Consider the following 13,663-nt stretch of genomic DNA (forward strand, 5'->3'; position numbering starts at 1 on the left):
ATGCACAAGCGTCGTCTTACTGCCCGCCGGGCAGGGTTTCGCATCAGCGCCCTGGCGCTGGCCATCGCCACCACACCGCTGTGGGCGACCGATGAAGCAGCCGTGGAGCACGTCAATGTGGTCGGCCAGGCCGCCAGCATGGACCTGTCGTTGAAGGAGCAGCGCCGCTCCGACAGCGTGGAGAGCGTGGTGCACGCCGACGGCGTGGCCCAGCTGCCGGACGAGAACGCCGCCGAGGCGCTGCAGCGCCTGCCGGGCGTGTCGGTCGAGCGCGACCAGGGCGAAGGCCGCTTCGTCAGCGTGCGTGGCCTCGGCCCGGACCTCAACAGCGTGAGCATCAACGGCACCCTGGTGCCCTCGCCGGAGAGCGACCGCCGCGCCGTGGCCCTCGACGTGCTGCCGGCCGAGCTGGTGCAGTCGCTGACCGTGGTCAAGACCCTGACCCCGGACATGGATGCCAACTCCCTGGGCGGCAGCATCGAGGTGGAAAGCCTGTCGGCCTTCGACCACAAAGGGCTTTTCTACACCGGCAGCAGCGAAGCCAGCTACGACGACAACACCGGCGAGACCAGCCCGAAATTCTCCGGTGCGGTCAGCGACCGCTTCAGCCTCGGTGACGGCACCGACAACTTCGGCGTGGCCGCGGCCCTGAGCTGGCAGGAGCGCGACTTCGGCTCGGACAACGTGGAAACCGGCGGCGCCTGGGACTTCGAGGACGGCGCCCGGCTGGAGGAGCTGGAACAGCGCGACTACGAGATCACCCGCGAGCGCAGCGGCCTGGGCCTGAACTTCGACTACCAGGCCGACGACTATTCCAGCTATTACCTGCGCACCCTGTACAGCCGCTTCAAGGACAGCGAGACGCGCAACGCCGCCGGCGTCGAGTTCGCCGATGCGCAACTGGCCGGCGAAACCGGCGACGCCGAGGGCTGGCGCGAGCTGAAGGACCGCGAGGAGACCCAGGAGATCCAGTCCTACGTGCTCGGCGGCGAGCGCCTGATGGGCCAGTGGACCCTCAATGCCCAGGCCGGCTACAGCCAGTCCAGCGAGGACACCCCCGGGCATATCGCCGGCGCCACCTTCGAGGGCAACGACGACTTCAGCGATGTCGGTTTTGCCGACAGCAAGAAATCGCACCTGAACATCGGCAGCGAATTCTCCGACCCGGCCAACTTCAGCCTCGACGAGGTGGAGTGGGCCGAAGAGAACACCACCGACACCGAGCAGAACATCAAGCTCGACCTGGCCCGCGACTACGAGCTGGCCGGCCATGCCGCCCAGGCCAAGTTCGGCGGCAAGCTCAGCCGCCGCGACAAGGACAACGACACGGACGTCTGGACCTACGAGGACTTCGACGATTTCGGCCTGAGCGACGAGCAGTTGAGCATGGCCAACTTCACCAAGGGCGAGGTCGACTACGGCCTCGGCCACTTCGGCCCGGGCCTGTCCGCCGGTGCCATCGAGGGCCTGCTCGGCGGCCTGGAGCGCAACGCGTTCTTCAACGAGGAGGAGTCGCGGGTCAACGACTTCGACATGAGCGAAGACATCGACGCCGCCTACCTGATGAACACCGTCGACATCGACGACCTGCGCATCATCGCCGGCCTGCGCTACGAGGGCACCGAGTTCGAGGCCAAGGGCACCGGCATCCGCGATGGCGACTACCAGAGCATCGAGGCCGAGAGCGACTACCACCACTGGCTGCCCGGCCTGCACGCGCGCTACCAGCTGGACCAGGACACCCAGCTGCGCGCCGCCTGGACCAACAGCGTGGTGCGGCCGACCTTCGGCCAGCTGGCGCCGGGCTTCGTCATCGACGGCGACGAGGCCAGCTTCGGCAACCCGACCCTCGACCCGCTGGAGTCGAGCAACTTCGACCTCGGCATCGAGCACTACCTGGGCCATGCCGGCGTGGTCTCGGCCTTCGTGTTCTACAAGGACATCGAAAACTTCGTCTACAACGCCGACCTGGCCGGCACCGGCGAGTGGCTCGACTTCGACGAGGCCAACACCTTCGCCAATGGCGACAACGCCGACCTGTACGGCCTGGAGCTGGCCTACTCGCAGAAGTTCGACTGGCTGCCGGCACCGTGGAACGGCCTGCTGCTGGGCGCCAACGCCACCTTCAGCCGCTCCGACGCCAGCATCAGCGGCTTCGACGCCGACAGCGGCAGCTTCCGCGAGCGTGACATCGACCTGCCCAACCAGTCCGAGACGGTCGGCAACCTGATGCTCGGCTGGGAAGACGACAAGCTCAGCCTGCGCCTGTCGGCCAACTACAAGTCGGAATACCTCTACGAAGTGGCGAGCATCACCGACCAGGCCCACGACCTCTATGTGGACGACCAGACCTTCGTCGACTTCAGCGCCGGCTACTTCCTGACCAAGGGCCTGCAGCTCAAGTTCGAGGCGCAGAACCTCACCGACGAGAGCTACTACGTCTACACCGGCAGCCGCGGCTACAACGCCCAGTACGAGGAATACGGCCCCACCTACAAGCTCGGCCTGACCTACACCAACCTGTGACCGCTTTCGCTCCGAAGTAGGGTGCGCCGTGCACACCGATAGCGCCGCAAATGTCTGCGCTGCGCACGGCGCACCCTACGGCAGGAGCGGCCACTCGGCTTTGCGGCCGAGCGTTTTCGACAAGGAATACCTCGCAATGAATCTTTCGTTTCCCCGCAGCCTGCTGCTCGCCAGCCTGGCCCTGGCCGGCTGTGACCAGCTGCCGCCGCTGGCCTCCGCCGCCAGCCCGAGCCTGGCCCTCAGCCCCTGGGGCGCCTCGGCCAAGGTCAAGGCCGAAGACCTGCGCTTCGTCCCCGCCGAGCTGAGTGGCGGCGCCGACCTGCGCATCGCCGCCAGCGAGCGAAACGGCCTGCTCCTGCTCGATGGCGAGGGCGCCGAGCTGGCGCGCCTGCCCGGTTCCTACTCCGGCCTGGACAGCCGCAGCGCCGGCCAGCAGCTGATCGTCGCCAGCCTGGACAACGCGACCCAGCAGGCCGCCCTGGTCAGCCTGGATACCGCCGGCAAGCAGTGGAGCCGCCCGCAGCTGCTGCCGGTGCGCGACTACGCCATCAGCGGCCTGTGCCTGTACCGCGACGACGCGGCCAACCTCTACCTGTTCCTGATCGGCGAAGACGGCCAGGGCGAGCAGTGGCTGGTCGGCGCCGGTAACCAGCTGAACGCCGAGGCGCACCGTGTGCGCGGCCTGCCACTGCCGCCGCAGGCCGAATACTGCCAGGCCGACGACGCCGGCAACCGGCTGTTCGTCAACGAGGAGAACGTCGGCCTGTGGGCCTACCCGGCCCATCCGGAAGCCGACGCCAGCCGCGTGCCGGTGGATATTCGCGCGCCGTTCGGCACGCTCAAGCACAGCGCCGGGGCCATGGTCAGCGTGCCCGGCGGCCTGCTGGGCCTGGACTCCGGCGCCGCCGAAATGCACCTCTACCAGCAGCAGGGCGAAGCCTGGCAGCACGTCTCCAGCCTGCCGCTGAATGGCCTGGAAGAGCCGGAGCGCCTGGCCGTGCGCAGCACCGACCAGGGCCTGGAGCTGCTGGTGCAGGACGACGGCGCTGGGCGCATCTACCAGGGCCAGCTGAACTGGCAGCCGGCTGCCATCGAACAACCGCGTGTCCTGGCGAATATCGCCGCCCTGCGCCAGAGCGAGCCGGTCGGCCGCCACGGCGACGCCGCCGACGACCCGGCGATCTGGGTGCACCCGCAGCAGCCGGCGCTCTCCAGGGTGCTCGGCACCAACAAGAAGCAGGGCCTGCTGGCCTACGACCTGGACGGCAAACTGCTGCAGGAACTGCCGGTCGGCCGCCTGAACAACGTCGACGTGCGTGCCGGCTTCGACCTCGGCGGCACCCAGGTGGACCTGGCCGTGGCCAGCAACCGCGACCACGACAGCATCCACCTGTTTGCCATCGACCGGCTCAGCGGCGCGCTGCGCGAGGCCGGCGAGATCCGCACGCCGATCAAGGAGATCTACGGCATCTGCCTGTTCCAGCCGGCGCCCGGCGAGCTGTATGCCTTCGCCAACGGCAAGGACGGCAGCTTCCTGCAGTACCGCCTGGATGGCGCCAGCGGTGAGATCAAGGGCGAGCTGGTGCGCCGCTTCGCGGTGAACAGCCAGCCCGAGGGCTGCGTCGCCGACGACCAGCGCCAGCGCCTGTTCCTCGGTGAGGAAGATGCCGGCGTGTGGGCCGTGGATGCCCGCGCCGACGGCCCGACCGAGCTGACCTCGGTGATGAGCGTGGGTGATGTGCTCAAGGCCGACGTCGAAGGTCTCGGCCTGTACCAGGCCGGCGCCCAGGACTATCTGGTGATCTCCAGCCAGGGCAACGACAGCTACGTGGTACTGGATGCCGAGCCGCCCTATGCGCTCAAGGGCGCCTTCCGCGTCGGCCTCAACGGCGCCCTGGGCATCGACGGCGCCTCCGAGACCGACGGCCTGGAAGTCAGCGCGGCCAATCTCGGCGGGCCCTGGGCCGACGGCCTGCTGGTGGTGCAGGACGGCCGCAAGCGCATGCCCGAGCAGACGCAGAACTTCAAGCTGGTGCCCTGGAGCGAGGTCAGCCGGGCGCTCGGTCTGGACTGACCGTCATCAGCCGGTAACCACGACGTAATCGAATAGCACCAGGCCGCCGTGCGGCGGCCATGAGACACCAAGGAGTCACCGCCATGCACCCCTCCCTCGAACAGATGACCGTCTGGAGCCTGATCGGCGACGCCAGCCTGCTGGTCAAGCTGGTCATGCTCATCCTGCTTGGCGCCTCGCTGGCCAGCTGGTACCTGATCATCCAGCGCAGCCTGCTGCTGGGCCGCAGCGAACGGTTGCTGAAGGATTTCCAGAAGCGCTTCCGCCAGCAGGGCGACCTCGCCGCGCTGTACCGCGAAGGCGGCGAAAAGGCCGACGGCGATGCCGCCCTGGAGCAGATCTTCCGCGCCGGCTACCACGAGTTCGCCCACCTCAAGCGCGAGCCCGGCATCAGCGCCGAGGCGGTCAGCGACGGCGTCGAGCGCAGCCTGCTGGTGGCCATCGCCGAGCAGGAAGAACGCCTGGAGAAGGGCCTGCCGTTCCTCGCCACGGTCGGCTCGGTCAGCCCCTATATCGGCCTGTTCGGCACCGTGTGGGGGATCATGAATTCCTTCATCGGCCTGTCCCAGGTGCAGCAGGCGACCCTCAGCACCGTCGCCCCGGGCATCGCTGAGGCGCTGATCGCCACCGCCATCGGCCTGTTCGCGGCGATCCCCGCGGTGATCGCCTACAACCGCTTCGCCGCCCGCGTGGCCACCCTCAGCACGCGCTTCTACGCCTTCGGCAACGAACTGCAGGCACGCCTGCACCGCAAGCTGCAGGCCGCGCCGGGCATCGCCCAGGCCGCCTGAGGAGAGCCCCATGCGCAAGCCGCAGAACAAGCACGGCCCAAAGGCCGAGATGAACGTGGTGCCCTACATCGACGTGATGCTGGTGCTGCTGGTGATCTTCATGGTCACCGCACCCATGCTCACCCAGGGGGTCAAGGTCGAGCTGCCCAAGGTCGCCGCCGAAGCGCTGCCGACCGATAGCCAGCAGCGGGTGCTGACCCTCTCGGTCAAGGTCGACGGCAGCTACTACTGGAACCTCGGCAGCGAGCTGGACACCCAGAGCCAGACCGACAGCGCGGTGAACCTGGAGGAGATGCGCAGCAAGGTCGGCGCGCTGATCGCCGCCCACGGCGACACCCAGGTGTATATCCGCGCCGATGGCGGCGCCGACTACGCCACGGTGGTGGCCGGTATGGCCGCGCTGCAGCAGGGCGGGGTGAGCAACCTCGGCCTGATCACCGAGGCGCCGCAATGAGCAGCGCGCTGATGCCCGCGCCCGGCCTGGTCCTGCCGGCGTTGCCCGGCCGCGCCTGGCTGCGCAATGCCGGTGCGGCCGCAGTGGCCGTTGGCCTGCATGCACTGGTGCTGGGCCTGCTGCTCAGTCAGTGGCCAAGCGACACGCCCGAGCCACCGCAGGTGCGCACCCTGACCACCCGCCTGATCAGCCTGGCGCCGCCGGCCCCACCCGTGCCGCCGCAGCCTGAAGTGGTTGCTGCGCCACCGGTGCCACCGGTGCCACCGGTGCCGCTGGAGCTGGTCAAGCCGGTCAAGCCGGTTGAGGCGCCCAAGCCCGATCCGCGCCTGCAGCAGCAGAAGCTGGAGCAGGCCGCCCTGGCGCGCAAACGGGTCCAGGAGCAGAAGCGCGAGGAGCAGCGCCAGGAGCAGCAGCGCCTCGACCAGCAACGCCGCGAAGCCGATGCGCAAGCCCAGCAGCAACGCCTGGCCGAGCAGCAGGCCCAGGCCGCCGAACGCGCCCGTCAGGCCGAAGCCGCCGCAGCCGCCAGCCGCCAGTACCTGCCGATCACCAAGGACGCCCCGGACTACCCCGAGCGGGCCCTCGACAAGGGCATCCAGGGCGACTGCACGGTGAGCTACCGGGTCAACCCCCAGGGCCGGGTGGAGAACCCCCAGGTGGTCGGCGACTGCCACCCGCTGTTCGTCCGCCCATCGCTGGTGGCGGCCAGGACCTTCCGCTACCAGCCGCGTGTGGTCGATGGCCAGGCGGTGGCCGTGGAAGGGGTGAAGAACACCTTCCACTACCGCATCGAATAACCCTGGGCCGGTCAGCCGGCCCTCGAACTCTCAGCGAGACCCCGATGAACCAACACAGCCACTTCCACCAAAGCCTGGAAGCCCACGACGATATCGCCATCAACCCCAGTAGCAACCCGGCCCTGGAGACCCTGGTCAACCCGGCCCGGCGTAATGTGCTCAAGGGCGGCCTGACTCTCGCCGCCCTAGGCTTCTTCGCCGGCGGCATCGCTGCCTGCAGCAAGGCCTCCGCCAGCCCGCTGCTCGGCTTCAAGGGCGTACCGGTGCAGCTCGACCCGCAGTTCGACCGCGTGCTGGTGGCCGAGGGTTACCGCGCCGTGCCGTTCTTCTCCTGGGGCGACCCGGTGGAGGCCGGCGCCCCGGCCTGGAGCCCGGATGCCAGCGACGACTGGCAGGCCCAGCTCAAGCAGGCCGGCGACAACCACGACGGCATGAACTTCTTCCCCTTCGAGGGCGATACCGAGCGCGGCCTGCTGGTGATGAACCACGAGTACGTCAACCCGCCGTTGCACCCGTCCGGCCGGATCGACCAGTCCAAGCCGCGCCTGCTGGCCGAAGTGCGCAAGGAGCAGGCCGCCCACGGCGTGTCGGTGATCGAGGTGAAGCAGGGCGCCGATGGCCAGTGGCAGCGGGTGATGGATTCGCCCTACAACCGGCGCATCAGCATGCTCACGCCGATGCGCATCGCCGGTCCCCTGGCCGGGCTCGATGCGATGAAGACCGCCAGCGATCCCACCGGCCTCACTGTGCTCGGCACCCTCAACAACTGCGCCACCGGCGTCACCCCCTGGGGCACCTTCCTCACCTGCGAGGAGAACTGGCCCAACTACTTCATCAACCGCGACCAGGCCGACTACGACAGCCGCGTGTCGCACAAGCGCTACGGCCTGGCCAAGGAAGGCACCAGCAAGAACTACGCCTGGGAAACCGCCGACCCGCGCTTCGACGCCACGCCCTATGCCGACCAGGCCCACGGCGGCCACGTCAACGAACCGCACCGCTTCGGCTGGGTGGTGGAGATCGACCCGTTCGAGCCCCAGGCGCAGCCGATCAAGCGCACCGCCTTCGGCCGCTTCAGCCGCGAGTGCGCGGCGCTCAGCCTGGGCAAGGACGGGCGCATGGCCTTCTACTCCGGCGACGACGCCAAGGGCGAGTACGTCTACAAGTTCGTCCCCGCCGGGCGTTTCGACGCGGCCCAGCCCAGGGCCAATCGCGACCTGCTGGATCAGGGCACCCTGTACGTTGCGCGCTTCGACGCCGACGGCAGCGGCCAGTGGCTGGCCCTGGTGCACGGGCAGAACGGCCTGACGGCGGACAACGGCTTCACCGACCAGGCCGAGGTGCTGCTCAACGCCCGCGCCGCCGCCGACCGTGCCGGCGCCACGCCGATGGACCGCCCCGAGTGGGCGGCCGTGCACCCGCTTACCGGCGAGGTCTACGTGACCCTGACCAACAACGACGGGCGTGGCGCCAAGCAGCCCACCGACAAGGCCAACCCGCGCCCGCATAACCTGCACGGGCAGATCCTGCGCTTCAACGAGCAGGGCGCCGACCCGACCGCCACCGCCTTCACCTGGGAGCTGTTCCTGCTGGCCGGCGAAGCGCGGGGGGCCAAGGGCCAGGACGGCAAGGCCGTGCCGGCCAACCTCACCGGCACCATCCACGGCGACCTGTTCTCCTCGCCGGACGGTCTGGCCTTCGACGCCGCGGGGCGCTTGTGGATCCAGACTGACTACGACGACATCGAACCGGCCATGCACAACATGGGCTGCAACCAGCTGCTGTGCGCCGACCCGGCCACCCGCGAAGTACGCCGCTTCCTGGTCGGCCCGCGTGGCTGCGAGATCACCGGCCTGGCCTGGAGCCCGGACGGCAAGGCGCTGTGGGCCAATATCCAGCACCCGGGCATCAGCTTCCCGGCCAGCGACGGCAAGACCCGCCCGCGCTCGACCACCGTGCTGATCACCAGGCTCGATGGCGGGGTGATCGGCAGCTGAGCGGCTGTCGTAGGCGCGCCGGGCCGCTTCGCTTGCAGGTAGCGCGGTGTACCCCGAGATTTCTCCGCTGGAGTCGGGGGCGTCGCGCTCCGCCACGTATGGCGTGGCACCAGCCGACCGTTGGTTGATGCAGATCAAACGCTCGGCGTGCGAGGAGCCTAGAGTTAGGGTTCCACCTTGCTTTGCAGAGGATGTGCAGATGAACAGATCGACACTACTGGGCGGCCTGCTGGTGCTGCTCGCCGCCGGCAGCAGCTGGGCCGCGACGGATGCGGCGAAAGAGGCCACGACGGAGCAGCAGTGGCAGCAGCACATGAGTGAAATGCAGCAGATGCACCAGAACTGGATGGCCGGCAAGACCCCGGAGGAACGGCAGAAACTGATGCAGGAGCACCAGAAGGCCATGGGCAGCGGCATGCAGATGATGGGTGGCTGCCCGATGCACGGCAACATGCCCGGCATGGGAATGGGGCAGGGCATGGGCATGATGCAGTTGGACACGGTGGAGCAGGTGGATCAGCGCATCAAGCACATGGAGCAGATGATCGAGCAACTGCGCGCGCATCGCGCGATGCTGGAAAAGTCCTGATCCGCTGAACGCCTGTTGTGACGGTCGCGGCGCTGCGACCGCCGCCGCGTGCAGGCCATAGTCCTGCGCTGAAAGCCGCGCTCCGGCGTGGCGGTGATGTGCTGCGGGTCTGCGGCGCCCCCGCCAGGCCGGCGCCTCGTGCGGGGCGCCGCCTGTGGGCCGCGCGGGTTCCCCCGCCACTTGGCTGCGCGGGCGCTGGCATCAGCCCTGCAGGTGTTTTTCCACCCACAGCGCATAGGCGTCGATGAACTTCTGCAGGAAGCCGCGCACGCCGTCATTCAGCTTGCCCTGCTCGTCGAAGAAGCTGCCGGCGCCGCCCAGGTAGGCTTCCGGCTGCTGCATCATGTAGACATCGAGGAAGACCATGGATTGGCGCAGATGGTGGTTGGCGCCGAAGCCGCCGACCGCGCCCGGCGAGGCGCTGAGCACCGCCCCCGGCTTGCCGCCGAACACGCTCTGGCCGTAGGGCCGCGAGCCGACATCGATGGCATTCTTCATCGGCGCCGGCACCGAGCGGTTGTATTCCGGGGTGACGAACAGCAGGGCGTCGGCGCTTTTTACCTGCTGGCGAAAGTGGCTGTAGGGCAGCGGCGCCGGGCTGACGTCGATGTCCTCGTTGTACAGCGGCAAGTCGCCGATCTCGACGATGTTCAGTTGCAATGATGGCGGGGCCAGTTCGGCCAGGACCATGGCCAGTTTGCGGTTGATCGAGGCCTTGCGCAGGCTGCCGACGAGTACGGCGACGCTGTGGACTTTGCTCATGCGAACTCCCGGATAGGTCAAGGAAGGGCTGAGCTGGAACTATAGTGCGGCTGCCCGGTTCTGCCTGCGCCCGCTCTGTTTCGAGCCCGTGCGCGGTGACGAGCGGCGGCTTGACCTGCGCGGCAGTTGCGCAGAAATTGACCGAAAGTCGGCGCAAGGTCGACCGGTCAAACAACAGTCATCCCCGGGCCCCATGCTGGCTGGGGACACAGCGAATCCCTTAGTTGCCTGTTGCTGCACAGCGTGCCGGCGGCCTGTCGCTGCCGGCGAACCCTGAGGACACCGCAATGGCCAGGTTCAACCCGTTTGACGCGCGTTATCAACTGGAAGCCGAAGAGCCGCTGGATGAGCTGGGGCTGGAGGATGAGCCCGGCCGGCTGCCGATCCACCAGGAAATACAGCTGACCCTGCTGGCCATCGAGCGTCTGGCCGGGCAGCTGCGCCAGCGAACGCCGACGGGGCGTCAGCCCGGGTTCTGAGGGCGGGCGCTCTACACCGGTAGAAGCCTGTTTTACGATGGCCCGTAGGGTGCGCTGCGCGCACCAGAAACCCCTGCAGGGACGGCGGTGCGCGCGGCGCACCCTACGGCAGGGCGCCCCTGTTCCTCGCGTGCGCTGGACAAGATCGGCAACAGGCGTTTAGCGCAGGATCATGCAGGTGGCGGTGCCGTAGGCGTAGAGGGTGCCGTCTGCATCGCGGATGCTGCCTTCGGAGATGACCAGGCGCGAGCTGACATTGATCACCTTGCCTTCGGCACGCAGCGTGCGATTGAAGGGGATGGCCTTGCTCATCTTCACGTTCAGCTCGATGGTGCCGTAGCTCTCGCCGGCGCCCAGGGCGGTGTGGGTGGCGCAGCCGGTCACCGAGTCCAGCACGGTGGCGGCGAAGCCGCCGTGCACGCCGCCCAGCGGGTTGGTGTGGCGCTCGTCGGCGGTGACGGCGAAGACCACGCGGTTGGCCTCCACCGTCTCGACTTCCATGGGCATGGTCTTGGCGATGCCGGGCTTGGGGAAGTGCCCGGCGGCGAAGGCTTGCATGATTTCCAGGCCGGTCATCTGTTGCGGGTTCATCGGTGTTGTCCTCTGTGAATGGTTTTCTGTTCAGGCGGCGCGGCGACTGGCGTGCAGCTGTTCGAACCAGTTCAGCGCCTCGTCCCACAGCGGCGTGGCGCTGCTGCGGAAGTAGCCCATATGGCCGACGGCACCGAGGCCCTCGGCCCGGGAATCGATGGTGCGGGCCTGGTAGGGCGCGGCGCTGTAGGCGGCCATGAAGGCGTCGCGCGAGGCGGGGGATGCCCACAGGTCGTCGAGGGTGTTGGCGGCGACGATCGGCGTGCGCACGCTGGCGAACTGGGCGGCCAGGTGGCCCTGCTCGGGGTCATCGAAGAAGTAGCGCGGGTAGCGGCACCAGCGTTTCCACTGCTGATACACGCCCAGTGGCAGGTCTTCGCCCATGCCCAGCTTGCTCCAGGCCAGGTAGCCCTTGCGCCTGACGATCAGCGGGCCGACCAGGTTCCACATCAGCTGCACGCGCACGCGTTCGGCACGCGGCATCCAGCCGTGCCAGCCGGCACCGGTGCCGAAGGTGTAGAAACCGGCGATCCGTTCGTGCCCCGGCAGCAGGCCGAAGGCATGGCCGCCAAAGGAGTGGCCGACCATGTAGGTGGGCAGGTCGTCGCCGTGCAGGTGGTCGAGGGCGGCGGCCAGGTCATGGGTGGCCCAGTCCAGGTAGTTCATCTCGAAGCCGCGCAGGCGCGTCGGTTTGGACTGGCCGATGCCGCGGTAGTCCAGGCTCAGGGTGCTGTAGCCGCGCTGCGCGGCGTACTCGGCGAAGCGTCGGTAGAAACCCTGCGGCACGCCGGTGGCGCCGCCGATCAGCAGGCGCGCGCGGGGCTGCGGCGCGTGGTACAGGGTGGCGCGCAGCGGATAGCCGTCGTGGGCGCTGAGCTGCAGTTCTTCGCGGCGGATAGTGGGGGTTTCACTGGTCATGGCGGGTCTCCCGCGGGTAGTCACGCAGTAGCTGGAAAAGCGCCGCGCTGGCGCGTTGCAAGGGTTCGCTGCTGCCGGCCACGCGGGCCTGCAGCAAGCCGCCCTCATAGAGCGAGATGAACAGGTTGGCGAAGCTGTCGGCACTGTCCGCGCTGAAGCCCACGCCCTGCAGCTGGGTCGCCAGGGCCTGGCGCAGGCGGGTGAAGCAGCCGGCCAGGGCGGCGCGGATCTCGACATCCTCCGGGCCGCTTTCCAGGGCCACGGTGGCCAGCGGGCAGCCGCGCTCGAAGCGGCTGCCTTCGAGCTGCTGCAGGGTGCTGTCGAGCCAGCGCTGCATGGCGCGCAACGGGTCCGGATGGTCGCGGAACAGCTGGGCGAAGAAACCATCGATGCGCTGGCCGATGTGCTCGATGGCCGCCACTGCCAGTTCGTTCTTGCCGCCGGGGAAGTGGTGGTAGAGGCTGCCCTTGGGCGCCTGGGCCTGGGCCAGCAGTTCGTTGAGGCCGGCGCCATGCAGCCCCTTGCGTTGCAGGGTATCGGCCATGGCGGCGACCAGTTTGTCGCGGGTACTGAGGTTGTGTGCGTTCATGGTGCTATATGTAGACCAGTCGGTCTAGCGATGAAAAGCGTCAGATGCGCCGATTCAGCGGGTGAATCGGTCGCGATCAGCGCGGCATGTGGGGGCTTAGGTCGCGTAGGGTGCGCTGTGCGCACCGGCAGGCCCGTAGTGTTACCCGGTGCGCACGGCGCACCCTACAGGGAGTCCTCCGAAGGGCAGATGAATCTCAGGCAAACACCGCCAGCAGGTCCTCGACCAGCGCCTGCTGCGCTTCGCTGGGCTGGCGGCCGCGGTGCCGGGCCAGGCGGAACTCGACGCTGAACCCCTGCTGCTCGGGCTGCACGGCTTGCAGCCGGCCGCGCGCGACCCAGGGCGCGGCGATGTGCGCGGGCAGGTAGCCGATATGCGCGCCGGACAGGATAAAGGCCAGCGTGCCTTCCACCTGTTCGCTACGCGCGCTGCTGTTGCCGGCCTGCCAGGGCTCGTCGGCGGCGATGAAGCGATAGGGGTGCAGCACGCCGTCGCAGTGCGCCAGGTCGGCGGCCTCGACCTGCCCTCGGGCGAACAGCGGATGGCCCAGGCCGCAGTACAGGTGCTGCTGCTCGACGAACAGCCGCTGGTAGTCCAGGGCCGTCTGTACCCCGGAGAAATAGCCGATGGCCAGCTGCAGCTGGCCTTGCAGCAGGCGCCGCTCCAGCTCGGCCGGCACGGCGCTGAGCAGTTCGATCTGCACCGCCTGGTTGCGTCGGCGAAAACGGCCGATGGCTGCCGCGACCTGCTCCAGCACCTCGTCGGCCAGCGCCTCGGACAGGCCGATATGCAGCTCGCCGAGCAGCTTGTCGGCCATGCCCTGGGCCTCGCCCTTGAAGGTCTCGATGGCGCCGAACAGCTTGCGCGTGGCGGCCAGCACCTGCTCGCCCTTGGGCGTCAGGCGAAAGCCGGCCTTGCCGCGTTCGCACAGGCGAAAGCCCAGGCGCGTCTCCAGCTTGGCCATCTGCGTGCTGATGGTCGACTGGCCGATCCCCAGTTCGCCCTGGGCGGCGCTGAAGCCGCCGTTCTCCACCACGCAGACGAACAGGCGCAGCAGTTGCAGGTCGAGGTCGCGCAGTTGGCTGAGCATGGCGGT

Annotated in this window: 13 protein-coding genes; 8 read left to right on the top strand and 5 right to left on the bottom strand. The window is 68.5% G+C overall.

The features are described 5' to 3' along the window. The 7 genes from F3I62_RS03825 (at position 1) to F3I62_RS03855 (ending at position 9,228) form a co-directional block, all read left to right on the top strand. Entirely contained in the window at positions 1-2,526 is a 2,526-nt protein-coding gene (locus F3I62_RS03825; protein WP_160488344.1) for a TonB-dependent receptor, read from the top strand. A 136-nt stretch (positions 2,527-2,662) separates the two neighbouring features. Next, on the top strand, positions 2,663-4,600 hold the full coding sequence (locus tag F3I62_RS03830; RefSeq protein WP_160488345.1) for a phytase: 1,938 nt from the start codon (positions 2,663-2,665) through the stop codon (positions 4,598-4,600). Positions 4,601-4,683: 83 nt separating this feature from the next. Beyond that, positions 4,684-5,391 (top strand): protein TolQ, encoded by a 708-nt coding sequence (tolQ, locus tag F3I62_RS03835; protein ID WP_160488346.1) that lies wholly within the window; start codon positions 4,684-4,686, stop codon positions 5,389-5,391. 10 nt (positions 5,392-5,401) lie between these two features. Continuing rightward, positions 5,402-5,845, top strand: a complete 444-nt coding sequence (tolR, locus tag F3I62_RS03840) for a protein TolR (protein ID WP_160488347.1) — start codon at positions 5,402-5,404, stop codon at positions 5,843-5,845. Continuing rightward, positions 5,842-6,642, top strand: coding sequence for an energy transducer TonB (locus F3I62_RS03845; RefSeq protein WP_160488348.1), 801 nt, complete (start codon positions 5,842-5,844; stop codon positions 6,640-6,642). The genes tolR and F3I62_RS03845 overlap by 4 nt, the downstream gene beginning before the upstream one ends. Positions 6,643-6,686: 44 nt before the next feature. Continuing rightward, a complete protein-coding gene (locus F3I62_RS03850; protein ID WP_160488349.1) occupies positions 6,687-8,639 on the top strand; it encodes a PhoX family phosphatase in 1,953 nt (650 codons plus the stop codon). A gap of 199 nt (positions 8,640-8,838) precedes the next feature. Further along, a complete protein-coding gene (locus tag F3I62_RS03855; RefSeq protein WP_160488350.1) occupies positions 8,839-9,228 on the top strand; it encodes a hypothetical protein in 390 nt (129 codons plus the stop codon). Positions 9,229-9,429: 201 nt separating this feature from the next. Here the strand turns inward: F3I62_RS03855 and F3I62_RS03860 are convergent, their stop codons facing one another. Further along, complete coding sequence (locus F3I62_RS03860) at positions 9,430-9,990, bottom strand: NADPH-dependent FMN reductase (protein WP_160488351.1); 561 nt, start codon at positions 9,988-9,990, stop codon at positions 9,430-9,432. Positions 9,991-10,277: 287 nt separating this feature from the next. Here F3I62_RS03860 and F3I62_RS03865 point away from each other — a divergent pair, with 287 nt between their 5' ends. Then, positions 10,278-10,469 carry a hypothetical protein gene (locus F3I62_RS03865; RefSeq protein ID WP_160488352.1) on the top strand — a complete coding sequence of 64 codons (192 nt, stop codon included), beginning with the start codon at positions 10,278-10,280 and terminating at the stop codon, positions 10,467-10,469. Positions 10,470-10,628: 159 nt separating this feature from the next. On the opposite strand, the gene F3I62_RS03870 is transcribed toward F3I62_RS03865, so the two are convergent. From F3I62_RS03870 to F3I62_RS03885, 4 genes are all read right to left on the bottom strand, one after another. Beyond that, positions 10,629-11,060, bottom strand: coding sequence for a PaaI family thioesterase (locus F3I62_RS03870; RefSeq protein WP_160080221.1), 432 nt, complete (start codon positions 11,058-11,060; stop codon positions 10,629-10,631). Positions 11,061-11,090: 30 nt separating this feature from the next. After that, positions 11,091-11,978, bottom strand: coding sequence for an alpha/beta fold hydrolase (locus tag F3I62_RS03875; RefSeq protein ID WP_160488353.1), 888 nt, complete (start codon positions 11,976-11,978; stop codon positions 11,091-11,093). Further along, positions 11,968-12,567 carry a TetR/AcrR family transcriptional regulator gene (locus tag F3I62_RS03880; RefSeq protein ID WP_218572693.1) on the bottom strand — a complete coding sequence of 200 codons (600 nt, stop codon included), beginning with the start codon at positions 12,565-12,567 and terminating at the stop codon, positions 11,968-11,970. Before F3I62_RS03880 ends, F3I62_RS03875 begins: the two co-directional genes overlap by 11 nt. Positions 12,568-12,763: 196 nt before the next feature. After that, positions 12,764-13,657: a LysR family transcriptional regulator gene (locus F3I62_RS03885; RefSeq protein ID WP_160488354.1), complete on the bottom strand. Its 894-nt coding sequence runs from the start codon at positions 13,655-13,657 to the stop codon at positions 12,764-12,766. Positions 13,658-13,663 lie beyond the last annotated feature (6 nt).

Source organism: Pseudomonas sp. R-28-1W-6, assembly GCF_009799925.1.
GTDB lineage: Bacteria > Pseudomonadota > Gammaproteobacteria > Pseudomonadales > Pseudomonadaceae > Aquipseudomonas.